We start from the raw sequence: 25,437 nt of genomic DNA on the forward strand, positions 1-25,437 counted from the left end.
GCGACTAGGCTGTTGTTATTGAGCGCCTCACACCCCTGATTTCGGCGGTACGAGGTGACTAACTCCCGACTATCTCGCGGCCGTCTGGCCCCTTCTCAGTTCTCTCGTCGGTCTCGTCGGCACCGTCGACGCGGGACGACGGCTGTGCCCCGTTCGACGCGCTCCGCTCGAACGACGCGGACGGCTCCGCCGCGACTCGCAACCGTTCGTTCTCGCGGCTGTCGAGGACCATCGCGCCGCCGAGTGACCCGAGGCCGACGAGGAGTCCGGTGAGAGACTGCCGGCCCGGTCGGTCCTTCGACGCGACCCCGCCGACCAGTCGGAGCGCGCCGGCGAGGACGCTCACGACGCCGAGCGCGTAGAGGACGGCCACCGGGTGAACGCCGCCGTCGAGGTATCGAACGCGGAGCCGCCAGAGGAAGTCCCTGAGCAGGAGGAACGACAGCCCGGGAACGAACGTCGAGTACCTGATACCGCTTTCTTCGTCGCCGTAGCGCGCGCGCATCGGCACGGTGGCGACGCGCTTTTCCGCGACGTTCAGGTTCACGAGCAGGTCGTTCAGGAAGCCGTACTGGTCGTACAGCCGGTCGAAATCCAGCTCCGAGAGCGCCTCCGCCGAGATGGCCGTGTAGCCGTTCTGCGGGTCGCGGATGTGCCAGTAGCCGCTGGCGATGCGCGTCAGCCCGGACAGCAGGAGGTTGCCGAACAGTCGCCACGGCGGCATTCCCCGGCGGGTGTCCCGCGCGGCGAGTCGGTCGCCGACGGCGTAGTCGGCGTCTCCGTCGACGACGGGGTCGATGATGGCGGGCATGATATCCGGGTCCATCTGTCCGTCGCCGTCCATCACGACGACGATGTCCATCCCGTCGGCGAGAGCGCGCTCGTAGCCGGTCTTGACGGCCGCGCCGCGCCCGCGGTTGACCGGGTGTCGAATCGGGACGACGCGCCCGTCGAGCGACGCGCCGCCGTCGGCCGCGGCGACGACCGGTTCGGCCGCTCGCTCGTTCGCGCGCGCCGCGTGCCGCCGAATCTCCTCCCACGTCCCGTCGGTCGAGCGGTCGTCGACGACGTACGCGCGGTCGACGAACGCGGGGAGCGTGTCGACGACGCCGCCGACGAACCGCGCCTCGTTGTACGCGGGCACGACGACGCCGACGGCGTTACCGCGGTACATCGCCCCTCGCGTGCGACCCCTGTGTTGAACGCGGCGTGTCGACCGGTCCGCCGCCGCCGGGCGTGTCGTCCCGCGGCCGCGAATCGAGTTGGAGAGTGCGTAGGAACATCGATACTTCGATCCGGTGATTGGGCCGTTCGGGTCTTTGTTAGTCGTCAGCAACACGTATGTAAAGCCGAATTTCAGGCGTTTAGGACGGTTAGAACGGCTGTCTAACGTTCACGAAACCGCGACTAATCGAATCCGTATCACGTCCGTCGAGACTGTCTTGAAAAGCAGCATGTCGCCGTACTCGGGCCGGCGTACCGGGCGAACCGCGGCGTCAGATGGTGTCTCGGATCGAGTCCCAGTAGCTCGACGCGGTGACCACGTCCAGCCCGAGTTCGTCGATGTAGTCCATCGTCTCGGCGAACGCCGCCGGGCTGACGGAGCGTCCCTCTCCGGTCACGTCGTGGTACATGAGCACCGCGAGCTGGTTGTACTGGGCGGCGAAGTCGAGGGCCTTCTTCGCCTTCTGCACGTCGTCGCCGTCGGTCCGGCCGACGATTTGCGGGTCGGATATCGCGCCGGTCGGCCCCCCGACGGTCACGAACCCGAGGTAGTGGTAGTCGCTCGCGACGTCGAGCGCCGACTCGTTGTACCGGCCGTACGGCCAGATGATGAAGTCGGCCCCGCGTTCGAACCCGTTTTCGACGAGCCACGCCTTCGACTCCCTGATGCTCGCGCGCTGGTCGGCCGGCGAGAGGACGCGGAACGAGTCCGACTGCTGGGGGTGGCTCACCATGTCCCACCCCGACTCGACCATCTCGTCCATCCCCGACCGCGGGATGCGGTGGCTCGACCCGACGGTCCACGGGATGACGCCGACCACGCCGGGGAAGCCGTGGGACTCCAGTATCGGATACGCCGTGTCGTACTGACTCAGGGTGTTGTCGTCGAACGTTATCATCACCGACCCCGCGCCGGCCCGCGGTTTGGCCCGGAGCGAGTCGACGTAGAACCGCGCCGCGGTGCCACCGCCGGTGTACAGCTGGATGCTTATCTCGGTGACGTTCGTCAGGTCCGGCGACCCGGTGACGCGCTGCGGACCGAGGTCGAGGCGCTGCCAGCCTGCCTTCCAGATGTGCCGACCGAGAAGCAGCGTGTTGTCGTAGTCGGGCGCGGCGAGGCGAACCGTGATGCCCTCGGTGTCGGGCGTTTCGAGGTTGACGGCCAGCGAGAGGTCGGCCTCCGAGAGGTCGATACCGTCCTCGAACGTCCGGTAAATCCACACCCGCTCGTCGTCCGGCGTCGCTTCGAGCCGGAGCGACTGCGTCCCGCAGTAGACGACGTCCTCTTCGACGGCGTACCGCCCCGCGAACGTCCCCCAGAGCCGTTCGTCCTCGAAGTCGTCGACGAGCCATCCAACGTCTCTGAACCGCTCTCGGCTGTTGAACGCGACCGCCAGCGGGTCGCCCGCCGCGTCGACGCTCGGGTCGTCGTAGCTGAACCGCGGCGTCGGGACCGGTGGCTCGCTCGTCGCGGTCGCCTCGGGAGTACCGGCCGATTCACCGCCCCTCGCGACGCAGCCGCTGAGCACGGCGGCGCTCAGTCCAAGATACGAACGCCGTGATAGTTTCATACGGATAACTGTCGTCACGAGTCGATAGTAATGCCACTCGTAATTTCCGTAGCCACGGACTGACGGCGTCGGAAACCGCGACTGTCGCCGATTTTGACCCGTCCTTTCGCACAGTCTCTCGCCCGTTTCGCCGCCGTCGACCCGCCCGAATTCAGGGGCTTTCTCCCCGCCACCCGCGGTTACACACCGTTTACCAATCACCTCCCCGGTCCAACTGACGGGAAACATGTGTAACCGACGTCGGTCCCTCTCTCTCCAACTCTCGTCTCGCCCTTCGAGGCGACCCGGCCCCGACGCTCGACGGACGCCCGACAGTCACCGGGAACGCCCCGAGCACGCGGGTGGTCGCCGGTGAATCGCAGAACCTACCTGAAGACGCTCGGCGCGGTCGGCATCGGTGCCGCGCTCGCCGGCTGTAACACGCCGGACGAGGAGACGCCGACCGAGACGCCGACGACCGAGGAGACGCCGACGCCCGAACCGGACCTCACCGTCTTCGACGCGGTCGACGACCTCGGGATGGACCCGACGGGCCAAGAGCCGGTCGACGACATCCTCGACGGGGTGTACGGCGACGACACGGCCGTCGAGTTCCCGCCGGGAGACTACCTCATCACCCGCGAGCACGACTGGGACCGCGGCGTCTCGAACTTCCGACTCGTCGGCCTCGGCGACTCCCACAAGGACGTGCAGTTCGTCTTCCCGCCGGCGGACCCCGGCGAGCGGTTCCGGATGCTCCGAATCACGAGCGGGGACCACCACGTCCTGAAGAACTTCTCCGTCCAGCAGACCGACGACGACACCACGAGCGCCGACATCTGGCTCGCCAACGACGACGGCGCGCTCATCGAGGACGTCGAGTGGCTCGGTCGAACCCCCACGGACAGCCACGCGCGCGACCAACTGCTCCTCTTCGATTGCACTTCGGTGGAGGGCGTCAACGTCATCCGTCGCGTCTACATGCGCGAGGGCGCGGCGCTCCCCGGCTACCCGAACGGCGTCGCCGGGATTCGCATCACCGAGCGGTCGGTCGGCGAGGTCAGGATGATAGACTGCCACATCGAACAGCGCGGGTCGTCGTCGTTCCGCGCGACCCACACCCGCGGTGTCCTCCGCGTCGAGGGCGGCCTGTTCAAGAACAACGACAACACCAACATGCGCATCTCCGCGGGCGACCACCCCACGAAGACCTCGTGGATCAAGGGCGCGACGGTCATCGTCGACGCCGACAACCTCAACGAACACGCGCGGGAGGGCGACAGACTCGACAGTCCCGAGGGCCTCCGCATCGACTCGACGGGCCACGGCTACACGGGGGTTCTCATCGAGGACTGCGACTTCATCTTCCGGTCGAGTCCCTCCTCTCCGGGCATCATCACCGCCCCGACGTACGGGAGCCACGGCGGCTTCACCCTGCGTAACTGCCGCATCGTCAACGACACCGGCGTCCAGACCATCTACGCGGGACCGGTCGACACCGACATCGCGCGGGAGCCGTGGGGGATGGTCCTCGACAACGTCACCATCTCGGGGGCGTGCGAGAGCCAACCCTACGGCTCGGCGGTCGTCGTCGACGAGAACCGAAACGGCTCCCGCATCGTCGATAGCTGTATCCACCTGCCGAACGGCCGGGTCGGTGGCGTGCTCGTCAACCGCGCGTCGAACTGCGCCGTCGAGTCATCCAGCATCAACGTCAGCGGCCCGCCGACCCGGACCCGCGGCGTCGAACTCCTGCTCGATAACGTGTCCTACACCGCGACCTGCGCGTTCCGCGACGAGTGAGCCGACGCCGGTCCGTATTTCTCCAGTCAGACTGGTAGCAAACCTTACCCAGTAGCATGTTCTACCAGCGAACATGGCCACGTCGGTGAAGATGGACGACGACACGAAATCTCGTCTCGAACGGTTACAGGCCGAGATTCGGCTGCAGACCGGGACGCGAGTGACGCAGCAGGAAGTCTTGGCGCGGCTCGTCGAGAACGCCGTCGAGTCCAAGGCGGACCTCATCGACTCGTTCCGCGAGAAGCGTGTCCCGCTTTCGGAGTCCGAGCGCGAGCAGTTCCACGACGGGATGGTCTCGTCCGGCGTCACGACGACGGAAGACGACATCGACGACGTGCTGTACGGATGAGCGTCCTCGTCGATACCGGCGTGTTCTTCGCGCACCACGATACGGATGCCGACCGGCACGACCAAGCCGTCAGCGCGTTCGACGAACTGTTCGACGGGGAGTTCGGACAGCCGTACACGAACGACTACGTCCTCGACGAGACGGTAACGCTCACGCGCGCTCGAACGGGTTCGTTCGAGGCTGCGGATACCGTCGCCAGTCGCATTCTCGGCGAGGAACCGTTTCCGAACGTGTTCGAGCTGATTCACGTCGAACCGGACGACGTCCGGGCGTCGCTGGAGACGCTCCGTCGATACGAGGACCACGACCTCAGCTTCACCGATGCGACCATCGTCTCGCTGTGCGAGTCGCGTGGCATCGACGCCGTGTTGAGTTTCGACACGGATTTCGATGGACTCGTCGACCGCATCGAACCGAGATACTAGGGGTGTCTTCTCCGACCTGTTCGAGCCGAGTCGTTGGCGGCTCACCTACTCTTTGACATACCTATCAACTGGATTTCCATAAAATTCTACGCGGAATAAAATCACTACTGTCTGACGACATCCTCTCCGCCCAGCACGCCACTTCGGCACGCGCTCGGAATTCAAACAGCCTCGCGGCGAGTGGTGACGCGGCGACACCCAGTCTGCTCAGCGACCCCTGAAGTTGAGCCCCGGCGTCAGCGTGATGCCGGTCCTCGGTTCGTCCGACTCATCTCCGTCTCCGTCGCGGTCGGCGGTCGGTTCCTCTTCGGTCTCGTCGCCGCCCCGGTTGAACAGCGCGTGGTGCACGTAGCGGGCGAAGGGAACCGGGTCGTCGAGTCGCGCGAGGTCGAATCTCGGCTCGTGGTAGATGGAGGCGGCGACCTCCCAGACGGTCTTGGCGAGCGACGGGCGCTCGACGAGCGGCGAGTCGTCGCGGCGGACGCTCATCACGTAGCCGAGTTCGCCCCAGAGGTAGTGGGTGCCGACGCCGAGTTCGTACCCCGGTTCGATGCGGTGTTTCTGCCCGGTCGCCTGCAGCCAGTAGTAGTACGGGAAGTCGGCGCCCGCGCGAACGGTCGAGGGGAGCGACTGCCACATCCGGGGGTTGATTTCGATGAGTTTGAACTCGCCCGTCTCGGCGTCCTTGAGGTACTCGATGCACGCGAGGCCGTGCCAGTTGATGTGGCCGAGGAGCTTCCGCGCGACGGATTCGAGTTCGGGGTCGTACACCGAAGTCCGGTAGACGCCGCCGCCGCCGGTGTAGGAGTTCCCGCGAATCTGGAGGTGCTGGAACGTCGCGAGGGGCTCGCCGTGGTCGTACAGCGCCGCGAACATGTACTTGTCCTCGGTCGGGACGTAGTCCTGCACGATGGGGTCGTGTTTCATCTCGGCGTATATCTCGTCGGGGTCCGGGCGGTCGCCGGGGCGGACGTGGCGGACGCTCTTGACGATGTCGTACTCGTGGGGGTCGTAGCTGTCGACGTACTCGCCGGCGACGACGTTGTACCGCGGCTTGATAATCGAGGGCTCGTCGAACGCCTCGACCTCGCTGAACAGGCGGGTCCGCGGCATGGGGACGCCGGCCTCGACGGCGGCCTCGTAGAGGAGTTTTCGGTCGTGGACCCGGCGGAGCGTCTCGAAGTCGGGGACGACGAGGTCGACGTACTGCTCGAACTCGTCGAGGTACTTCGAGAAGATGTAGCCGTCTTCCGGCCGCGTCGGGATGATGGTCTTCACGTCCGGTCGGGCGGCGATGCCGACGAGGGCGTCCTTGTAGGCAACGAGGTCGTCTTTCGGGGCGGGAATGCGGACGAGTTCGTCGCAGAATCGGGACGAGGCCGCCGGCGTGTCGTCGTGTTCGGAGGCCATCACCGTGTGGATTCCCCGCTCGCCGAGCGACCGGATGCAAGTGTAGTTGCCCGACGGAACGAGCACCGAGTTCCGGGCGTGCGCGCGTTTGGACATGCCTGAACCGTCGCGCGGTGACGGAATTAGTATGGGTCCGCTAACGGGTTCGGGGTCGGTGCCGGGAGTCGGTTCTGACCGCTCGACTCGGGGGTCAGAGCGTGGGCGGCCGTCCGCGACGGGGTCAGACTGCGCCGTCGGGGGTTCGTCGCGTCGCCGACCGAACTGCGGATTCGAACGCGCCCGACCGGATTCGATTCGTGAGAGTCGAGAAAACCGACGGTTTCGGCTCGGTTATCCACAGCATACCGGGGCGAGAGAGATGGTCTCCACGGTCAGCGGACCTGCCGAGTCGGCGAGGCAGACGCTCTCGTCCGAGAACGGTTCGGTTCGGCGCGGTGCCGCGGTGCCGACGGTTCAGGCGGAGCGTCGCCGCCTCAGAGCACGTCGTCGTCGAGTCCGCCGGGGTCGCCGGCGGTGTCGAAGAGGTTGTTCTGGGCGCTCTGGACGAAGTCGGACTGGACGCCGTCCTCGTCGTCGACGGGGGCACCGTAGGCGTCCATTCCCATCGAGAGGAGCTCCTCGACGGCCTGTTCTTCGCTGATGAACTCTTCGTCGACGAGCTGTTCGAACTCGACGAGCAGTTCGTCCGGGAGATTGACTTCTACGACGGGCATAGAGACGCGTTCGTGCTCGATGTACTTGAGCGGCCGGGTGTGAGTAGTTCGTGCCGAGCGTGGTAATCGGTCGCTCCGCGTGACAGTCCGCGTCGCCCGGCAGTCGTAACCGCGTGTCTTATCAGCGCCCGGTCAGTCCGTCCACGCGACGAACGGCGTCGATTTCCGACGCCCCCGAGCGAGGGACCGACGTGACACGCGACACAGACCCGGCGACCGAGGACGCCGCCCCCGCCGAGAGCGACGCGCTCGGCTGGCTTCCGGAGCGCGTCGAACTGCCGAGCGACGAGTGGGTCATCTATCCCCCCGGCGAGCCGCGGCCGGCGAACTTCGCGCTCCGCTTCGAGAAGGCCGTCCCCGCGGTGCTCGTCGGTATCGACCCCGGCGACTCGCTGGGCGTCCACGTCCTCCCGCATCCGGGCGGCCTCTCCGTCTCGGCGCGGTTCGGCGGCGTCGTCGACGACTCGGTCCGCGAGTTCGAGCCGCCGGCGTCGGACGAGGACCGCGAGGCGGTCGCCGCGTGGGTTCGGACGTGGGTCGACCGCGTGGACGACCGGGCCGAACGGGCGCGCATCCGGGCGGCCTGCGCGCCGGTTCCCAACGCCGGCGACCGCGTCTCGCGGGCGCTCTTCGAGCACTTCGGGGGCGCGGACGCCGTCGCGGCCGCGGTGCTCGAACGGAACACCGCCGCGCTCAGGCGCGCGTCGGGGGTCGCAGAGCAGACCGCGACCGACTTGCTCGTCCACTACGGCACCGACGCGGAGTGGGAGCACTACCGCAGCCACCGCGACGCCGCCCCGTGACTCAAATCGCGATTTGACTCTCGCGTAGGGTTATTCCCGTCCGCGACGATTAACGGGTATGTCCCTGACACGACGCACCTTCCTCGGTTCGACCGCCCTCCTCTCGTTCGGTCTCCTCGCCGGCTGCGTCGGCGACGGCGGGTCGGACGACGGCGCGACGACTGACGACGAGACGACCGACGAGCCGACGGACACGACGGACGACCTCCCGGACGGAAACGGCACCGACGACGGCACCGGCGGCACCCGCCCGTCCGGCGGTCCCGGCATCTCGCTCGTCGGCGTCGACGACACTCCCGACGTGCCCGTCGAACACGAAATCGAGATAACGGAGGACCTCGCGACCGAGGACCACCCGCCGCAGGTCCGCATCACGCTGACGAACACCGGCGACGAGGTCGTCGAGGTCGGCGAGGGGAGAACGGTCTTCTTCCAGTACGTCTCGGACACGACGAACGACCTCATCTTCCTCCCCGCGGACGGCGAGTATCCCGCCGAGGCGGGCTGTTGGCGGCTCGAAGACCACATCGCCGTGACCGAGGAGTACCGGATTCTCTCGCTCGAACCCGGCGAGTCGCGGTCGGAGCTGCTGAACCTCTACGGCGTCGCCCAGTCCGAGGACGAGGAAGCGAGCTGTCTCCCGGTCGGCGAGTTCCGCTTCGAGGCTGACTTCGCCACTGGCGGGCTCTCGGGGTCCGCTGACGACGACAGACGGGAGGCGACGTGGGGCTTCTCGCTCACGCTGGAGTGAGGGCCGCGGGTACCGAACGCGACCGTCGACGCCGCCAACGCCGTCGACTCGGGGGCTACTCGGCTTCCTTTGCGGCGGTCGAGTCCGAGACGACCGACCACCCCGAAGGGTCGATGTCGTGTCCTTCGACCGTTCCACGACGACCGAGAGCGCCTCCCGCATCGCCGGGTTGTCCAGTACCGTCTCTAGGGAGTCTGCGGCAATTCACTCGCCCCTATTCGAGCGGTCTGTTCTCGGGTTTGATGCGTGGCTTCGGTTCGGAGCCGTCGGCGAACGCGGGTGGGAGCGTTGGCTATACCGCCCTCCCATGGTCGGTTGAATATATACGCCGCGGGGACGAAACCGTCGTCGTATGTCGAACGCTAGCGCACCGAATTCCGAACTCACGGGCCCGACCAGACTCACGCTCAAGGTCTGGCACCCGGACTGCTGGACGCTGGAAGTGACGGAGAACGTCGACGCCGGGGTCACCGCTCACACCGTGTACAACACGCCCGAAGACACGGTCAAGGGACACTTCACGGTCTACGCCGACCGGGTCGAGGACATCGACGATTTCGTCCGCGCGACCGAGCGGTCGCGGTTGACCGACTCCGTCTCCGAGTTGAGCCCCCGCCACGAGTTCGACAACGGCGCGTCGAACGTCGGTAACACGACGCGGGAGATGATGGTCGAGTACGACCCCGAAAACAGCATGACCGACTCGCTTCTGTCGCACGGCTTCGTCCACGACGCGCCCGTCCGCGTCGACGACGGATGGGAGTACTGGCCGGTCATCGACACCGACGACCGGGCCGACCTCCGCGAGCGCCTCGACTCGCTGGAGGCGGCGAATCAGGCCGAAATCATCGTCACCAAGGTCACCTCCGTCGCCGGCGCGAAGAACCACGTCTCGCACCAACTGGACAAGCTCTCGAACCGCCAGCGCGAGGTGTTCGAACTCGCTTGCCGGCGCGACTACTACACGTGGCCGCGGGCGACGACGACGCGGGAACTGGCCGACGAACTCGACATCTCGAAGACCACGCTGCTCGAACATCTCCGGAAGGCCGAGGCGAAACTCCTCAACCAGTACGCGGAGTCAACTCCGTAACGCCGTCGACCCCGCTCGTTATTCGATTCGATAACTTTCTCCCCGGTTTACTCCGGACACGGTGGTGTCGGCTCGACGGGTCGCGCCCGCGGTACCGACAGCGTCTTTCCGTTCAGTCGGCCCCCTGTGGCGCGCGCCACGTACAGTCCGTACAGCGTTCGATTCCGTGTCGCGTCTGCGTCTCCGAACCGCACTCCGGGCATCGTTGGGCCGACAGTCGCCCCGTGACTGAGTTCGTCATGGCTGAGTCCTCGGCGGAGGGCGAGTTATACTAGTGTCTGTCCATGGGAGGGTGGCCCTGGTGAGCGGTCGGGCGAGCGTACACGCCGCAACTCCGGCTTCGGAGTTCGCCCGCCCGCTGGAGTCGGCTACAGGCGTGTTCTATCTCGATCGGATGTCCGTCCACTCCGGCGAGTATCTCGTCTATCGGCGTCGGTCCGCGGCGGTCGAGAAGCGCGAGCACCGCCCGCTCGACCTCGTCCGCCCGCTCTCTCACGCACACCGACGCGCTTCCGAGTCGCGTTTCGTCCGGCGTTCGTCTCTCGGCGTCCGGTCGTCTTCGACTCGCTCGTCGCTGGTCGTGACCATACCGGTGGTGTTCGCTTCGCGGTTATATACCCATCCCCGACTATGATACGGTCCGGCCGACGATTCGGGTCGAAACTTCCCAGCTGTTGATGTTTGGTGCCTAATCCTCAAAACCCTTAGAGACCTCCTGATGAGGATTAATTTCGGAATATCGTGGGACTATCAAACCCATTACAACAGCGTTCATATATATTTTCCATTGACGACCCCGACCATAGTAGCACATCCGTATAACTACCTCCTGTTCAAGGCTCTGGGTAGGATTATCATGTCAGACTCAGAGGCGAGAACGGCGAGAGAGGAGTGGGGAAGCCGGTTCGGCTTCCTCATGGCGATGCTCGGCGCGATGGTGGGCGCGGGCAACATCTGGCGCATGCCGTTCACGACGGGCGAAAACGGCGGCGGCGCCTTCCTCGTGGCCTATATCCTCCTGTTGTACCTCATCGCGGTTCCCGGACTGATGGCCGAGACGATGATCGGCCGCTACACGAACAACGGGGTCATCGGGGCGTTCAAGCAGGTCCTCGGGAGCAAGCGGGCGCAGGGTCTCGGCCTCGTGGTCCTCATCGTCAACGTGGCGCTGATGTCGTACTACGCGCCCATCATCGGCTGGGCGCTCTACTACGCCGGCCACTCGGTGCTCATGACGTTCACCCAGCCGGGGTTCCAGCCGCAGGCGTTCTGGGATGGCTTCATCAACAACCCGGCGCTCGTCGTCGGGATGCACACGGTGACGATGGCCGGTTTGGCCGGCGTCCTCGTGTTCGGTATCCGCCGCGGCATCGAGCGCGTCGTGAAGTGGATGATTCCGCTGCTCGTCGTCGCGCTCGTGGCGGTCTCGATTCGCGGCATCACGCTCCCCGGCGGCATGGAAGGCGTCGCGTTCGTCTTCACGCCAGATTGGGGCTACCTCACCCGCGGCAGTACGTGGGTCGCGGCGCTCAGTCAGGCGCTGTTCTCGACGGGTCTCGGGTGGGGTATCGCGCTGACCTACGGGAGCTACCTCAGCCGGTACGACGACGTGCCGCTCGGCGGCGGCCTGTTCACCGCCATCGGGAACACGAGCATCGGCCTGCTCGCGGTGTTCGCCACGTTCCCCGTCGTCTTCGCGTTCGGACTCGAACCGAGCGCCGGGTCGAACCTGCTTTTCATCTCGATGGCGCAGGTGTTCCCCGAACTCCCCGGCGGGAGTCTGTGGGCCATCGTGTTCTTCGTCTCCTTCTTCTTCGCGACGTTCACCTCCGGCCTCGGCATCACCGAGGTCGCCGTCACCACCGTCTCGGAGGAGACGCGGCTCTCTCGGACGGGTGCCGTGCTCGCGTCCTGCGGCGCTATCTGGCTGTTCGGCCTCCCGAGCGCCTACTCGTCGGCGTTCCTCGGGCGGATGGACTTCATGTTCGGGAGCTTCGGCCTCCCGCTCGCGACGCTTTCCATCATCGCGCTCGTCGCGTGGAAGTTCGGTCCCGAGCGCGCCCGCGTTCTCGACCTCAACCGTAACGCCGGCATCTACGTCGGCCCGTGGTGGAATCCGGTCGTGAAGTACGTCATCCCCGTCGTGATGGTGTTCATCCTCGGCTACGGCGTCTACTCCAGCATCGGTACGTCGAACCAGCGGCTGATGCTGCTCGGCGTCGCGTTCATGGCCGCGCTCGTCGTCGTGAGCACGGTCGTGATGAGCGTCGTCGGCGACGAGCCGCCGTCCGGTTCCGCGGCCGTCCCGGGGGGTGACGACTGAGATGGCCCTCTCGACGCTCACGTGGGTCTCGATGCTCGTCTCGCTCCTCCTGTTGCCCGGCGTCGCGGCCGCGGTCCTCGTCAGGTCGCTCCGAACCGAGGAGCGCAAACTCGCGCTCTTACGGGAACAGGACGACGTCGATAGCTACTCGCCGCGGGCGCTATCCGACCTCCGCGAGTGGATTCGCGCGAACCCCGACGACCCCTACGCGCCGATTGCCCGCCGCCGCTACAACGAGTGCGTGCGGTCGCTCCGAGCGATTGACGAGCCGCATTACGACTGGTCAGACGAGCAAATCGCCCGGCTCGAACTGGTGGACGAATGAACGGAAACGACGCCGACGAACTCGCGAACGAGAGTGAGTTCGAGTTCGACGACCTCACCACGGACGCGTCGTTCACGACCATCGACACGCACACCGAGGGCGAACCGACCCGCATCGTCGTCGACGGCATCGACCGCGCCGCGCTCGCGGGCGACTCGGTTCGGGAGCGCCGCGACTCGTTCGCCGAGACCCACGACTGGGTACGCGACCTGCTGATGCGGGAGCCCCGCGGCCACGACGACATGTTCGGAGCGGTCGTCGTCGCCTCCACCCGTCCCGACGCGGACCTGGGCGTCTTCTTCATGGACAGTCGGGGCTATCTCGACATGTGCGGCCACGGGACCATCGGCGTCGTCTCCGCGCTCCTCGAACTGGGGCGACTCGACCGACGCGAGACCGTCCGCGTCGAGACGCCGGCCGGACTCGTCGAGGCGACGCCCGAATACGCGCCTGACGGCGGCGTCGAGCGCGTCACGATAGAGAACGTCCGGTCGTTCGTCTACGACGAGGCGACCGTCCCGGTCTCGTTTCTCGACTCGCCGCTCCGCGTCGACGTCGTCTACGCGGGCAACTTCTTCGCGCTGGTCGACAGCGACCAGCTCGACCTGCCCGTCGAACCGCGATACGCATCGACCTTCGTCGATTGGGGCCTCGAAATCCGCGACGCCGTCAACGAGCACCTCGATATCGTCCACCCGCTCACCGGCGAGGCGGGCTCGGTCTCGATTACCGAGATATACGGCACGCCTGACGAGGTGGACCGGAGCATCGTCGTCTTCGGCGAGGGACAGGTCGACCGCTCGCCCTGTGGGACCGGAACGTGCGCGAAGATGGCGCTCCTCCACGACGCCGGCGCGCTCGACATCGGCGAGTCGTACCTCCACGAGAGCATCGTCGGCACGCGCTTCGAAGGCAGACTCGTCGCGGCCGAAGAGCGGGACGGCGTGACGCTGACGACGCCGCTCATCACCGGTTCGGCCCGCATCACGGGAAAACACACGTTCGTCAAAGACGCGAAGGACTCGCTTTCCGGGTTCAGCATCTCGGCGGAGTAGCGGGTTCGGACCGCCTCCTTTTTCCGAATCAGTCCATCCCGCTCGATAGTTCCACGTCGTCGTTCTCCAACTCGCCGCCGGCCGGCGTCCCGCGCACGTCGCCCTCGCGCCACGTCCCCCGGCGGAACCAGAGCCACGCGATGAACGCGCCCGCGACGTTCGAGACGAAGAACGCGATCCAGATTCCTCGCACGTCGATGCTCCCGAGGAACCAGAAGTCAGTCGGCAGGAGCCCCTGCGACGCGACGAAGGCGACCGGAAGCCGGATACCGGCGAGCGTGACGACCGATATCACCGCGGCGATGAGCGTCTTGCCCGCGCCACGGAAGCCGCCGGTGAAGGCCCGCATGATGCCGATGAAGCCGAACGACAGCGAGACGTACCGCAGGAACTGCGCCCCCACGTCGAGGACCGCCGCGTCGGTGGTGAACACCGAGACGATGGGCTCAGGAACGAGGAAGATGGCGAGTCCGAGCAGGCCGAGGACGAAGAACAGGCCCTTGGCCGCGACGTAGTTCGCCTGCTCCGCGCGGTCGTACTTCCCCGCGCCGATGTTCTGGCCGGACATCGTCTCGACGCCGCGGGCGACGGCGATAGCCGGGAGGAAGATGACCGAGAACACGCGGGTCCCGATGCCGAACGCCGCGACGACGGAGGTCGAAAACAGGCCGACGACGATGAGAAGCGCGTTGATGGAGAGCGCGCGGCCCGTCCCCTCGATGCTGGCGGGGATGCCGATGCGGAGAATCTTCCGCAGGTACCGGAAGTCCGGTCGCATGTCCGTGAGGTGAATCTGGATGCCTCTGGTGCCCGATACCATGATGGCGATGCCGACGACCATCGCGAGGACCCGCGAGATGACGGTGGCGATGGCCGCGCCCTGAATCCCGAGTTCGGGGAACTGAATCGGGCCCAGCGCCCACCCGTTGATGAAAAACGGGTCGAGGACGACGTTGAGGACGACGGTCCCGAACATCACGAGCATCGGCGTGATGGTGTCGCCCGCTCCGCGCATCAGCGAGATGAACACGAAGAAGCCGAACATGAACGGCAGACCGAGCGCGATGACCTGCATGTAGGCCGTCGCGCCCGGCAGCACGTCCGGCGAGGCCCCGAGGAAATCGAGGAACGGGCGGACGAGCGGGTAGCCGAGCGCGCCGAGCATCGCGGACCCGAGGAACGCGAACGTGACGGTCTGGGAGGCCGCGTACTCGGCTTTGTCCGTCTCCTCGGCCCCGGTGTGCTGGGCGACGAGGACGCTCCCGGCGACGGACAGCCCCATCCCGAGCGAGATGAGGAGAAACACCATCGGGAAGGCGAACGAGATGGCCGCGAGCGCCTCTGTCGAGTACTGGCCGAGCCAGAACGTGTCCGCGAGGTTGTACGCCGTCTGGAGCAGGTTCGTGACGACGATGGGGAGCGACAGGTAGAGAAGCGGCTTGACGATGCCGCCCTCGGTGAGGTTGAGTTCCTCTTGTCCCTTGAACAGGCTCATTCGTCCACCTCCGACCCCGGCGTCCAGCCGAGGTGGAGTTCGAGGGCGTCTTCGACGACCCGCCGGGTCTCAGCGGGGTGTTCGCCGAGCGCGACGGCGCGGGCGTGCGCGCCGTTGCTCATGGTCGTGACGAGCCGCGCGATTTCCGCCGGATCGGTCTCATCGAACACCCCCGTTTCGACGCCGTCGCGGACGATGTCGGCGACGGTTCCGCGCATCACGTCGTCGAGGTCGAGGAAGCGCTCGCGGAACAGTTCGTGGTAGGGCGCTTGCGCCTTCAGTTCCATGAGCGCCACGGGGAAGCCGTCGACGTCGGGGTCCTCGGGGTTGAACACCGCGTCGAGAACCGCGTCGAGCCGCTTTCCGGGGTCGGACGCGCCGCACGACAACTTCGACTCGAATCGCTCGATTCGGTCGTCGAGGAAGGCGTTGAGGAGCTCCTCTTTCGTGTCGAAGTGGTAGTGAATCGCGGCGCTCGTCACCGACGACTCGTCCGCGATTCGCTGTACCGTGAGGCCGGCGTACCCGTGTTCGCAGAGCGCCCGGTTGGTCGCCCCGAGTATCTCGGCCCTGGTCTCTGCGTCCATCTTCTGTCCCGGCTTACTGACCGGTCAGTTAAGAGACTTTGGACCGCGAACCCCTTCGTCAGGGCGACTCACGGCCGGCCGTCTGCCAGAGTTTCTAAGTGGCCGAGCCGGGTACCCGAGTGTAGTGCCTCTCTCGCTGTCACCGTACGTGGGTGCGCTTCTCCTCGCGACCGCGATTTCCGCCGGGGTCGCGAGCTACGGCTGGCAGTACCGCGACGAACCGACCGGACGGTGGTTCATCGCCCTCGCTTTGAGCGCCAGCGGCTGGGCGCTGGTCGAGGCGTTTTACCTCCTCGCCGACTCGGCGTCCGCCCGCCTCCTGTGGTACGTTCTCATCTTGATACCCGCGGAGGCGGCGGTCTTTTTCACCCTGCTTTTCGCCCTCGAAATCGCGGGCTACGAGCGGTTGGTCTCTCGCCGCACCGCCGCGCTGTTCGCCGTGTGGCCCACGTTGACCGTCGTGGGGGCGGTAACGAACGCGCTCGGACTCCACACGCTGCTGTGGGAGTCGCTGTCGTTTTCGACCACCGGTGGAATCACGACGGCCGATGTCGTCTACGGACCGTTGTTCTGGGTGGATATTGTCTACAGCTACGTCGCGGTCGGGGCCGCGCTCGTCGTCCTCGGCATCCACTGCCTGCGGAGCCGACAGATATACCGAAAGCAAGCGCTCCTTCTGTTCGTCGCGGTTCTCGTTCCCCCCATCGTCGGCGCGGTGTATCTCTGGACGCCGTTTTCGCCCGCGAACCCCATCGCCATCTCGTTCGCCGCCACGTCGTCGCTGCTCGCCATCGGGCTCTCGCGGTACCGAATCCTCGACATCAGCCCCATCGCGCGGGACCTCGTCATCGAGCGGATGGCAGACCCCGTCATCGTCGTCGACCGAAAGGACCGGCTGGCCGACACCAACCCGTCGGCGAGGGCGCTTTTCGACGTGGAGCCCTCGTCGCTGGGGACGCCCGTCGCCGACGTGTTCGACGCGGAGGTCGCCGAGGCCCTCGAAACCGACGGGGAGCTCCGGGTCGTCGACGACAACGGCGAGGCGCGCTACTTCGAGGTCGACAGGTCGGCCGTGACCGACGGCCGTGACGCGGTTCGCGGCCACCTGCACATCCTCCACGACATCACCGAGCGCCGCGTCCGCGAGCGGTGGTTCCGCGCGCTCACGGAGAACGCCTCCGACCTCATCTTCGTCCTCGACGCCGACGGCTCGGTCAGCTACCTGAGCGACTCGGCCGCGCAGACGCTCGGCGCCGACGCGGACCCGAGCGAGGTTCGGTCGCTGGCGCGGTTCCTCCACCCCGACGACGAGGACGCCGCCGTCGAGACGTTCCGGGAGGCGCTGGCGCGCCCCGACGAGGACGCCACCGCCGAACTCCGGTTCCGTAGTTCGACCCGCGGGTGGCGCGTCTTCAGCGTCCGGTGTCGGAACCTTCTGGACGACCCCGTCGTCGGCGGCGTCGTCGTCAACGCCCACGACGTGTCCGACCGGCGCAAGCACGAACAGCAGCTCGAAACGTTCGCGAACGTCGTCTCGCACGACCTGCGCAACCCGCTGAACGTGGCGGAGGGCTACCTCGAACTGGTGAAGGGGGCGGAGCGCCCCGACCCGGACCACGTCGAGCGAATCGAGGCGGCCCACGACCGCATGGGCGAGATTATCACCGACGTGCTCGCGCTCGCCCGCGGCGGCACGGTCGACGAGCGCGAGACGGTCTCGCTCGACGCCGTGGCGACCGAGGCGTGGGCGAACGTCGACACCAAATCGGCCGCGCTCGAGGTGGCCGAAAGCGCGTCGTTCATGGCGGACCGGACTCGGCTCCTCCAACTGTTCGAGAACCTGTTTCGGAACTCCGTCGAGCACGCCGGCGACGGCGTGACCGTCACCGTCGGCGCGACTCGGGACGGCTTCTACGTCGAAGACGACGGGCCCGGTGTCCCGTCGGAAGACCGCCCGAAGCTCTTTGAATCCGGCTTCACGACCGCGGCCGACGGCACCGGCTTCGGCCTCGCAATCGTCCGCACCATCGCCGACGCCCACGACTGGTCGGTCGGCTACGAGGACGCCGCGGACGCCGGCGCTCGGTTCGTGATTCGGGGCGTCGAACGCGCCGAGGACCCGGTTCAGGCGTCGAGCTCGGCGTCGTCCGACGACGCCTAACCGCCGCCTGCGGACCGCCGAGCCGGGACGACCGGACCTACCAGAAGCGGTTCTCGTCGAGCCGTCGCAGCGCCTCCTCGATGGTCGCCTCGTTGCGGGAGAAGGTAAACCGGACCCAGTCCGCGGACCCCTCGGTGTAGAAACTGCTCCCGGGGACGACCGCGACGCCGGCCTCGCGGACGAGTCGGTGCGCGAACTCGGCGTCGTCGGCGTCGCCCGGATAGCGCGTCAGCATGTAGTACGCGCCGTCCGGTTTCACGGGGTCGAGGCCCACATCCCGGAGCCCGTCGTACAGCAGTTCGCCGCGGCGTTCGTACGAGTCCGAGAGGTCGTCGTAGTAGTCCGCCGGGAGCGAAAGCGCCTCCACCCCCGCCCGCTGGAACGGCGTCGGCGCGCAGATGCTCGTGTAGTCGTGGACCTTCCGGAGTTCGGCCGACAGCGGCTCGGGCGCGAGCGCGAACCCGACGCGCCAGCCCGTCACGGAGTACGTCTTCGACAGCCCCGTGCAGACGACGGTCCGGCCCGCGAGTCCGTCGATTTCGACCGGACTGACGTAGTCGTCGGCGTAGACGATGTGCTCGTATATCTCGTCGGTGACGACGACGAGGTCCTCCGCCTCGGCGACCTCCGCGACGAGTTCGAGTTCGGCGGGCGAAAAGACGTTCCCCGTCGGGTTGTGGGGGTGGTTGAGAATCAGCATGGACGCGTCCTCGGCGGCGTCCCACAGCGCGCCGGCGTCGAGTTCGAGGCCGTCGGTGATGTCGAGCGGCATCGGCTCTCCCCCGGCGAACTGGACGGCCGGGATGTAGCTCTCGTAGGTCGGCTCGAAGTAGATGACGCCGTCGCCGGGGTCGCAGAGCGCGAGGAGCGTCGAGACCACCGCCTCGCTCGTCCCGGTGGTGACGGTGACCTCTGTTTCGGGGTCGTAGCGGACGCCCTTCCACTCGGCGTAGCGCTCCGAGACCGCCTCGCGGAGTTCCGGGAGCCCCCACGTGATGGTGTACTGGCTCGACGTGTCGATTGCCTCCTTGGCGGCCTCCTTCACGCTCGCCGGCGTCTCGTCCTCGTCGGGAATGCCCTGCGAGAGGTTGATGGCGTCGTGTTCGTGCGCCTCGCGGGTCATCTCCCGGATGACGGACTCGCGGGTTCCCGCGACGCGCTCGCTCCCGATGGGCCGGGAGAACGCGGTCGGATGTGGCATACGTGGGCTGGGACTGGCTGACACAAGAAGCTTGGCGGACGCCATCGGGAGCCCGAGTCGCACACCCCGACGAACGTTTTAATGCGATGAGGCCGACGTACCTCCTGTATGTCGAACCGTCGTGGGCCGGACTTCGAAACGAGGATGGCCGAAGACGAGGAGATACCGCCTCCGGCGTCGTTCGTCGAACAGGCCACCGTTACCGACGACTCCGTCTACGGCGAGTTCGAGGAGAACTGGCCCGACTGCTGGGGGAGAGCGGCGGCGACGCTCGACTGGTTCGACCCCTACGAGTCGGTCCTTCCGGCCGACGAACCCCCGTTCGAGTGGTTCGCCGGGGGGACGTTGAACGCCTGCTACAACTGCCTCGACCGGCACGTCGAAGCCGGGGCCAAGAACCGCGTCGCCATCAAGTGGGAGAGCCACCTCGGCGAGACGCGAACGTACACGTATCAGGACCTCTACCGCGAGGTCAACGAGTTCGCGGCGGCGCTCCGCGCGCAAGGCGTCGAGGAGGACGACGTGGTCACGCTCTACATGCCGATGATTCCCGAACTGCCCATCGCCATGCTCGCGTGCGCCCGTATCGGCGCGCCCCACAACGTCGTCTTCGCGGGACTGTCGGCGGACGCGTTGGCGACGCGACTGGAGAGCGCGGACTCGGCGTTCCTCGTCACCTGCGACGGCTACTACCGGAGAGGGAGCGCCATCTTCCTGAAGAGCAAGGCCGACGACGCCCGTCTCAAGGCCGCCCACGACCTCGAAGAGATGGTCGTCGTCGAGCACCTCGGCGAGACCGCACACCTCGGAGCGGGACAGCACACCTACGACGAACTGGTCGACGCCCACGCCGGCGCGGAGGTCGACCCGGTCGAGCGGACGGCCGACGACGTGCTGTTTCTCATCCACACGTCGGGGACCACGGGCGAACCGAAACGAGTCGAACACGTCACCGGCGGCTACCTCGCCCACGTCGCGTGGACGTCGCAGGCGGTGTTGGACCTCAAGCCGGAGGACACCTATCTCTGTACGGCGAACATCGGCTGGATTAGCGGCCACTCGTACGTCGTCTACGGCCCGCTGGCGCTCGGAACGACGACGGTCATGTACGAGGGAACGCCGAACTACCCGGAGAAGGACCGCATCTGGGACCTCATCGAGGAGAACGCCGTCGACGTGTTCTACACGGCCCCGACGGCGATTCGGTCGTTCATGAAGTGGGACACGTCGCTCCCGGCGTCGCGGGACCTGTCGAGTTTACGCCTGCTCGGCACAGTCGGCGAGCCAATCAACCCGCGGGCGTGGAAGTGGTACTACGAGCACATCGGCAACGAGAACTGCCCCATCGTCGATACGTGGTGGCAGACCGAGACCGGCGGCATGATGATAACGACCCTCCCGGGCGTCAAGAACATGAAGCCCGGCACCGCCGGGCCGCCGCTGCCGGGCGTCGGCGCTCGGGTCGTCGACGGCCGCGGCGAGGAAGTCCCTGCGAACGAGGCGGGGTATCTCGTTCTCACTCGCCCGTGGCCCGGCATGCCGCTCGCGCTGCGACACGGCCAGCGGTGGGGCGAGGAGGCGGCGAAGCTCGACGTGGGCGGCTGGCACTACTTCACCGGCGACGGCGCGAAAGTGGACGAAGACGGCTACGTCACCGTGCTCGGGCGCGTGGACGACGTCATCAACGTCTCGGGGCACCGCCTCGGGACGATGGAAATCGAGTCGGCCATCGTCGACGTCGAGGGCGTCGTCGAGGCCGCGGTCGTCAGCGTCGACGACGCCGACACGGGCGGTATCCACGCGTACGTCACGCTGGAGACGGGCGTCTCCGGGAGCGACGACCTCCGCGAGCGAATCGGCTCGCACGTCCGCGAGCGCATCGGTCCGATTGCCACTCCGGACGCCGTCGTCTTCACGCCCGACCTCCCGAAGACGCGGTCCGGGAAGATCATGCGTCGGTTTCTCGAGAATATCACCAACGGCGAGGAGTTCGGCGACACGTCCGCGCTTCAGAACCCGGAAATCGTCGGCGAACTCGAATCCATCGTCCGAGACAGCTGACGACGTTTCGGATAATACTCTCTCTACGAAATCTTGTTTCTACCCTGATGAGCGGTGTTCTTCCCCGCTCGCTGGCTTCTCTGTGTCTCCGTTCTCCTTTTACCGGAAGATTTAGTTCGCTCTTCGATATTATTCCGAAACGAATGCCGGGCGGAGACTCCGAGCCGACGCCGTTGTCCGCGGGTGGGTACGAGCAACTGCGACGGTCGACCGAGACGTACCGCGAGGACCTCGTGCTTCGACTCGGCGCGGAAGTCGGGCTCACGCCGGCCGAGATGAGTCAGTTCGAACCCGCACACGTGACCCAGCGGCGACACCGGGGAACGGAGCTCCACTTCCTCGCCGTTCCGACCGACGGCCGGGAGGCGTACCTACCGAACGAGGTCGAACACGACGTTCGCAAGTACGTCACGACGACGGACATCGACGAGACTGAACGGGTACTTCCGGTCACGCCGCGGCGTCTGCAGATGCTCGTGGCGTCGGTCGGAACGCGGGCCGCCGAACGAACCGGCCGCGAGGGGTTGGCGGACGTTTCGACCCGCGACCTGCGTCGGCACTTCGCCCGAACGATGCTCGGTGACGGCGTCCCGCCGAGCGTCGTCATGCGAATCGGCGGCTGGGACCGCATCGAGAGTCTCGCGCCGCTCCTCGACGAACCGAGCGAAGACGAGGTGCTCGATGCGCTCTCGCCGGACGCCGTCGACAGCGGCGGGCGTCCCGCGGGCGGCGATGCCGACCGAGTGCGTCAGGTCGTCGAGACCGCCCGAAGCGTCGGGTCGGCACTCTCGGGGGTGAACACGCGAGGCGAGGTCGAACAGGCCGTCTGTGACGGACTCGCCGATTCGAGCCACTACCGTTTCGCTTGGATAGCGTCGGACGAAACCGATGCGCGAGCGGAACTCACCGTCGCCGGACTCGACGAGGAATCGCTCGAAGCGGTTCGTCGCTCGCTCGGCGGTCGAGACGCGGACTTCGCTCGACGCGCGTGCGATACCGGTGCCGTGCAGACCGTGCGTATCGACCTGCCGCCGAACTCCGAGAGCGGCCACCTCGCTGTCGTTCCGCTGGTACACGGCGAAACCGCCTACGGCGCGCTCTACGTCGCGCTAGCTGAGGAAGCGGCCTCCGACGCCGAGACGGACGTACTGGTGACGCTGGGCCGCCACGTCGGACAGGCTATCGCCGCCGCGGAGCGTCGGAAGCTACTCCTCGCCGACACGGTCGTTCAACTGGAGTTCGAATCATCGGACGAACAGGACGTGCTCGTCGGACTCTCCGCGGACCTCGGTTGTTCGGTTCGACTCCGCGGCGTCGTTCCTATCGAGGAGCGGTCGCTGCTGTGCTTTCTCACCGTTCGGGGGGCGACGACGGACGCGGTGTTCGACGAGTTGCAAGCCACGGACGCCGTCGAACACATCCGCCTGATCCGCGACCGGGGAACGGAGTCGCTCCTCGAAGTCGCGCTCTCCGCGGGGTCGACGATTACGACGCTCACGTCCTACGACGGAACCGTCTCGCGGTTCGTCGCGGAGGACGGCGTGGCCCGTTTCGTCGGCGAATTTTCGAACGAAGCGCCGCTCCGAGACGTGATGTCCGACCTGACCGACGCGTATCCCGCCACCGAACTCGTCGCGAAACAGGAGGTCGAACGGCCCACGCGAAACACCGCCGACTTTCGGGAGTCGCTCGTGGCGCGACTCACTGACAAGCAACAGTCCGTCCTGCGAGCGGCCTATCTCGCCGGGTACTTCGAGTGGCCCCGCGGTAGTACCGCCGAAGACCTCGCCGATTCGATAGACATCTCGTCGCCGACGCTCCACCAGCACCTCCGAACCGCACAGCAGAAACTCATGACCGCGTTCTTCGACGATGACAGCGACGAACACGCTTCGACCCTAAACCCTTAGGCGTGCGACCGGTTAGCACACGAACGTTCATTATTGACTGAAATTTTATCAATACATCTCGATAGTTGTTTATATCTTCTGTATCCCTCTCTGGAGCCTATCGAACCGAGTTTAGACTGCTATTCATAATAGTGATGTTAATTTTCGATAATTAGTTACCCTACTTATGCCCCTTGTGGTGGCTCGTTAACACGACATATGGCACAGGGTGACACCGAACTGGAGGCACGGCTGGAAGAACAAGACGAGTTCGAACCCTCCGAGGAGTTCGTCGCGCAAGCGAACGTCTCGGACTCCGACATCTACGACGAGTTCGAGGAGAACTGGCCCGAGTGCTGGGAGCGGGCCGCCGACTTGCTCGATTGGGACGAAGAGTACGACGAGGTGCTGGACGACTCGAACCCGCCGTTCTACGAGTGGTTCACCGGCGGCGAACTGAACGCCTGTTACAACTGCGTCGACCGGCACGTCGAAAACGGGGACAAGAACCGGGTCGCCATCAAGTGGGAGGGCGAACACGGCGAGACGCGAACGTACACGTATCAGGACCTCTACCGCGAGGTGAACGAGTTCGCGGCGGCGCTGCGCGACCTCGGCGTCGAGGAAGACGACGTGGTCACGCTCTACATGCCGATGGTTCCCGAACTGCCCATCGCCATGCTGGCCTGCGCCCGCATCGGCGCGCCCCACAACGTCGTCTTCGCCGGTTTCTCCGCCGAGGCGCTGGCGACGCGGATGAACGCCGCGGACTCCCGGTTCCTCGTCACCTGCGACGGCTACTACCGCCGCGGCGACCCGCTCGACCACCTCGACAAAACCAACGAGGGACTCGACAGTGTCGACCACGGTGTGGACGCCACGGTCGTCGTCGACCGCCTCGGCGACGACGGCTTCGGTCACGACCTGAAGGGTAACCAGCACGACTGGGACGACCTCCTCGACGAACAGCGCGGCGAGCGCGTCGAGCCCGTCGAACGCGACGCCGAGGACATGCTGTTCCTGATGTACACCTCGGGGACCACCGGCCAGCCGAAGGGTGTCAAACACACCACCGGCGGGTATCTCTCCTACGCGACGTGGACTTCCCACGCTGTCCTCGACATCGAGAAGGAAGACACCTACTGGTGTTCGGCGGACATCGGCTGGATTACGGGTCACTCCTACATCGTCTACGGGCCGCTCGCGCTCGGTTCGACGACGGTGATGTACGAGGGGACGCCCGATTTCCCCAACCGCGACCGGATGTGGGACATCGTCGAGAAGTACGCCGTCGACATCTTCTACACCGCGCCGACGGCGATTCGCGCGTTCATGAAGTGGGGCAGCAAGTACCCGGCATCGCGGGACCTGTCGAGTCTCCGCTTGCTCGGCACGGTCGGCGAACCTATCAACCCGCGGGCGTGGAAGTGGTACTACGAGCACATCGGCAACGAAAACTGCCCGGTCGTGGACACGTGGTGGCAGACCGAGACCGGCGGCATGATGATAACGACTCTCCCGGGCGTCAAGAACATGAAACCCGGGTCGGCCGGGCCGCCGCTGCCGGGCATCGACGCCCAAATCGTCGACACCAACGGCGACGAAGTGAAACCCGGCCGAGCGGGCTATCTCACGGTGAACAAGCCGTGGCCGGGGATGCTTCGGACGCTCTACAACAACGACGAGCGCTACATCTCCGAATACTGGGAGGAGTACTCCGACACCGACAGCGACGACCCCGACGACTGGGTCTACTTCCCGGAGGACGGCGCGAAAGTGGACGAAGACGACTATATCACCGTACTTGGCCGCGTGGACGACGTTATCAACGTCTCGGGGCACCGCCTCGGGACGATGGAAATCGAGTCGGCCATCGTCGGCGTCGAGGGCGTCGCCGAGGCGGCGGTCGTCGGCGGCAACCACGAGGTGAAAGGCGAGGCGGTCTACGCCTACGTCATCACCGAAGACGGGTACGAGGAGGGAGACGACCTCCGCGCGCGCATCATCGAGGGCGTCGAGGACGCTATCGGGCCCATCGCTAGACCCGAACAGGTCGTGTTCACGCCGGAACTGCCGAAGACGCGCTCGGGCAAAATCATGCGTCGCCTGCTCGAAGACGTGGCGAACGGCGCGGAACTGGGTAACACCTCGACGCTCCGGAACCCCGAAATCGTCGGGGAGATAGAAGCGAAGGTCCGCGCGCAGAGCGACTGAGCGGC

21 protein-coding genes are annotated in these 25,437 nt (G+C 66.3%); 13 read left to right on the forward strand and 8 right to left on the reverse strand.

All coding sequences use genetic code 11. The annotated features are described in order from the left end of the window. Positions 1 to 58: 58 nt before the first annotated feature. Both C5C07_RS18515 and C5C07_RS18525 read right to left on the reverse strand, forming a co-directional pair. Positions 59 to 1,174 carry a glycosyltransferase family 2 protein gene (locus tag C5C07_RS18515; RefSeq protein ID WP_004978010.1) on the reverse strand — a complete coding sequence of 372 codons (1,116 nt, stop codon included), beginning with the start codon at positions 1,172 to 1,174 and terminating at the stop codon, positions 59 to 61. A 322-nt stretch (positions 1,175 to 1,496) separates the two neighbouring features. Continuing rightward, the gene (locus tag C5C07_RS18525; RefSeq protein WP_004978008.1) at positions 1,497 to 2,753 is read right to left on the reverse strand and encodes a polysaccharide deacetylase family protein; all 1,257 of its coding nucleotides are present in this window, start codon (positions 2,751 to 2,753) and stop codon (positions 1,497 to 1,499) included. Positions 2,754 to 3,146: 393 nt separating this feature from the next. On the opposite strand from C5C07_RS18525, the gene C5C07_RS18530 reads away from it, so the two are divergent. The 3 genes from C5C07_RS18530 (at position 3,147) to C5C07_RS18540 (ending at position 5,351) form a co-directional block, all read left to right on the forward strand. Further along, the gene (locus C5C07_RS18530; RefSeq protein WP_004978007.1) at positions 3,147 to 4,577 is read left to right on the forward strand and encodes a twin-arginine translocation signal domain-containing protein; all 1,431 of its coding nucleotides are present in this window, start codon (positions 3,147 to 3,149) and stop codon (positions 4,575 to 4,577) included. Positions 4,578 to 4,650: 73 nt separating this feature from the next. Then, positions 4,651 to 4,926 (forward strand): hypothetical protein, encoded by a 276-nt coding sequence (locus tag C5C07_RS18535; protein ID WP_004978005.1) that lies wholly within the window; start codon positions 4,651 to 4,653, stop codon positions 4,924 to 4,926. Next, positions 4,923 to 5,351, forward strand: a complete 429-nt coding sequence (locus tag C5C07_RS18540) for a type II toxin-antitoxin system VapC family toxin (protein WP_004978004.1) — start codon at positions 4,923 to 4,925, stop codon at positions 5,349 to 5,351. The genes C5C07_RS18535 and C5C07_RS18540 overlap by 4 nt, the downstream gene beginning before the upstream one ends. 207 nt (positions 5,352 to 5,558) lie before the next feature. On the opposite strand, the gene C5C07_RS18545 is transcribed toward C5C07_RS18540, so the two are convergent. Both C5C07_RS18545 and C5C07_RS18555 read right to left on the reverse strand, forming a co-directional pair. Beyond that, on the reverse strand, positions 5,559 to 6,857 hold the full coding sequence (locus tag C5C07_RS18545; RefSeq protein WP_050460380.1) for an ATP-grasp domain-containing protein: 1,299 nt from the start codon (positions 6,855 to 6,857) through the stop codon (positions 5,559 to 5,561). 377 nt (positions 6,858 to 7,234) lie between these two features. Continuing rightward, positions 7,235 to 7,474 carry a hypothetical protein gene (locus tag C5C07_RS18555; RefSeq protein ID WP_004978002.1) on the reverse strand — a complete coding sequence of 80 codons (240 nt, stop codon included), beginning with the start codon at positions 7,472 to 7,474 and terminating at the stop codon, positions 7,235 to 7,237. 191 nt (positions 7,475 to 7,665) lie between these two features. On the opposite strand from C5C07_RS18555, the gene C5C07_RS18560 reads away from it, so the two are divergent. From C5C07_RS18560 to C5C07_RS18575, 3 genes are all read left to right on the forward strand, one after another. Continuing rightward, positions 7,666 to 8,277, forward strand: coding sequence for a hypothetical protein (locus C5C07_RS18560; RefSeq protein WP_115805784.1), 612 nt, complete (start codon positions 7,666 to 7,668; stop codon positions 8,275 to 8,277). Between the two features lie 58 nt (positions 8,278 to 8,335). Continuing rightward, positions 8,336 to 9,028: a hypothetical protein gene (locus C5C07_RS18565; RefSeq protein WP_115805785.1), complete on the forward strand. Its 693-nt coding sequence runs from the start codon at positions 8,336 to 8,338 to the stop codon at positions 9,026 to 9,028. Between the two features lie 352 nt (positions 9,029 to 9,380). Beyond that, positions 9,381 to 10,121 (forward strand): helix-turn-helix domain-containing protein, encoded by a 741-nt coding sequence (locus C5C07_RS18575; protein WP_004977998.1) that lies wholly within the window; start codon positions 9,381 to 9,383, stop codon positions 10,119 to 10,121. A 271-nt stretch (positions 10,122 to 10,392) separates the two neighbouring features. Here the strand turns inward: C5C07_RS18575 and C5C07_RS18580 are convergent, their stop codons facing one another. After that, entirely contained in the window at positions 10,393 to 10,617 is a 225-nt protein-coding gene (locus C5C07_RS18580) for a hypothetical protein (protein ID WP_233510453.1), read from the reverse strand. Between the two features lie 360 nt (positions 10,618 to 10,977). Between C5C07_RS18580 and C5C07_RS18585 the strand changes: the two genes are divergently transcribed. The 3 genes from C5C07_RS18585 to C5C07_RS18595 are packed head-to-tail and all read left to right on the forward strand — an operon-like array spanning position 10,978 to position 13,824. Continuing rightward, complete coding sequence (locus tag C5C07_RS18585) at positions 10,978 to 12,444, forward strand: sodium-dependent transporter (RefSeq protein ID WP_081605266.1); 1,467 nt, start codon at positions 10,978 to 10,980, stop codon at positions 12,442 to 12,444. Between the two features lies 1 nt (position 12,445). Continuing rightward, positions 12,446 to 12,769, forward strand: a complete 324-nt coding sequence (locus C5C07_RS18590) for a hypothetical protein (protein ID WP_004977992.1) — start codon at positions 12,446 to 12,448, stop codon at positions 12,767 to 12,769. Continuing rightward, positions 12,766 to 13,824, forward strand: coding sequence for a proline racemase family protein (locus tag C5C07_RS18595; protein ID WP_115805787.1), 1,059 nt, complete (start codon positions 12,766 to 12,768; stop codon positions 13,822 to 13,824). The genes C5C07_RS18590 and C5C07_RS18595 overlap by 4 nt, the downstream gene beginning before the upstream one ends. Before the next feature lie 28 nt (positions 13,825 to 13,852). Here C5C07_RS18595 and C5C07_RS18600 read toward each other — a convergent pair whose 3' ends face one another. Both C5C07_RS18600 and C5C07_RS18605 read right to left on the reverse strand, forming a co-directional pair. After that, complete coding sequence (locus tag C5C07_RS18600; RefSeq protein WP_115805788.1) at positions 13,853 to 15,319, reverse strand: MATE family efflux transporter; 1,467 nt, start codon at positions 15,317 to 15,319, stop codon at positions 13,853 to 13,855. Beyond that, positions 15,316 to 15,906, reverse strand: a complete 591-nt coding sequence (locus tag C5C07_RS18605) for a TetR/AcrR family transcriptional regulator (RefSeq protein WP_004977987.1) — start codon at positions 15,904 to 15,906, stop codon at positions 15,316 to 15,318. Before C5C07_RS18605 ends, C5C07_RS18600 begins: the two co-directional genes overlap by 4 nt. Positions 15,907 to 16,054: 148 nt before the next feature. On the opposite strand from C5C07_RS18605, the gene C5C07_RS18610 reads away from it, so the two are divergent. Beyond that, positions 16,055 to 18,067, forward strand: coding sequence for a histidine kinase N-terminal 7TM domain-containing protein (locus C5C07_RS18610; RefSeq protein WP_115805828.1), 2,013 nt, complete (start codon positions 16,055 to 16,057; stop codon positions 18,065 to 18,067). Between the two features lie 37 nt (positions 18,068 to 18,104). Here C5C07_RS18610 and C5C07_RS18615 read toward each other — a convergent pair whose 3' ends face one another. Then, positions 18,105 to 19,268: a pyridoxal phosphate-dependent aminotransferase gene (locus C5C07_RS18615; protein WP_004977983.1), complete on the reverse strand. Its 1,164-nt coding sequence runs from the start codon at positions 19,266 to 19,268 to the stop codon at positions 18,105 to 18,107. A gap of 144 nt (positions 19,269 to 19,412) precedes the next feature. Between C5C07_RS18615 and acs (C5C07_RS18620) the strand changes: the two genes are divergently transcribed. The 3 genes from acs (C5C07_RS18620) to acs (C5C07_RS18630) all read left to right on the forward strand — a co-directional run bounded on the left by acs (C5C07_RS18620) (position 19,413) and on the right by acs (C5C07_RS18630) (position 25,432). Then, on the forward strand, positions 19,413 to 21,329 hold the full coding sequence (gene acs, locus C5C07_RS18620; RefSeq protein WP_004977982.1) for an acetate--CoA ligase: 1,917 nt from the start codon (positions 19,413 to 19,415) through the stop codon (positions 21,327 to 21,329). Between the two features lie 143 nt (positions 21,330 to 21,472). Next, entirely contained in the window at positions 21,473 to 23,239 is a 1,767-nt protein-coding gene (locus tag C5C07_RS18625; protein ID WP_050460387.1) for a bacterio-opsin activator domain-containing protein, read from the forward strand. 198 nt (positions 23,240 to 23,437) lie between these two features. Further along, a complete protein-coding gene (acs, locus tag C5C07_RS18630) occupies positions 23,438 to 25,432 on the forward strand; it encodes an acetate--CoA ligase (protein ID WP_115805789.1) in 1,995 nt (664 codons plus the stop codon). Positions 25,433 to 25,437: the final 5 nt, after the last annotated feature.

Origin of the sequence: Haloferax sp. Atlit-4N, assembly GCF_003383025.1 — an archaeon.
GTDB classification, from domain to species: domain Archaea; phylum Halobacteriota; class Halobacteria; order Halobacteriales; family Haloferacaceae; genus Haloferax; species Haloferax gibbonsii.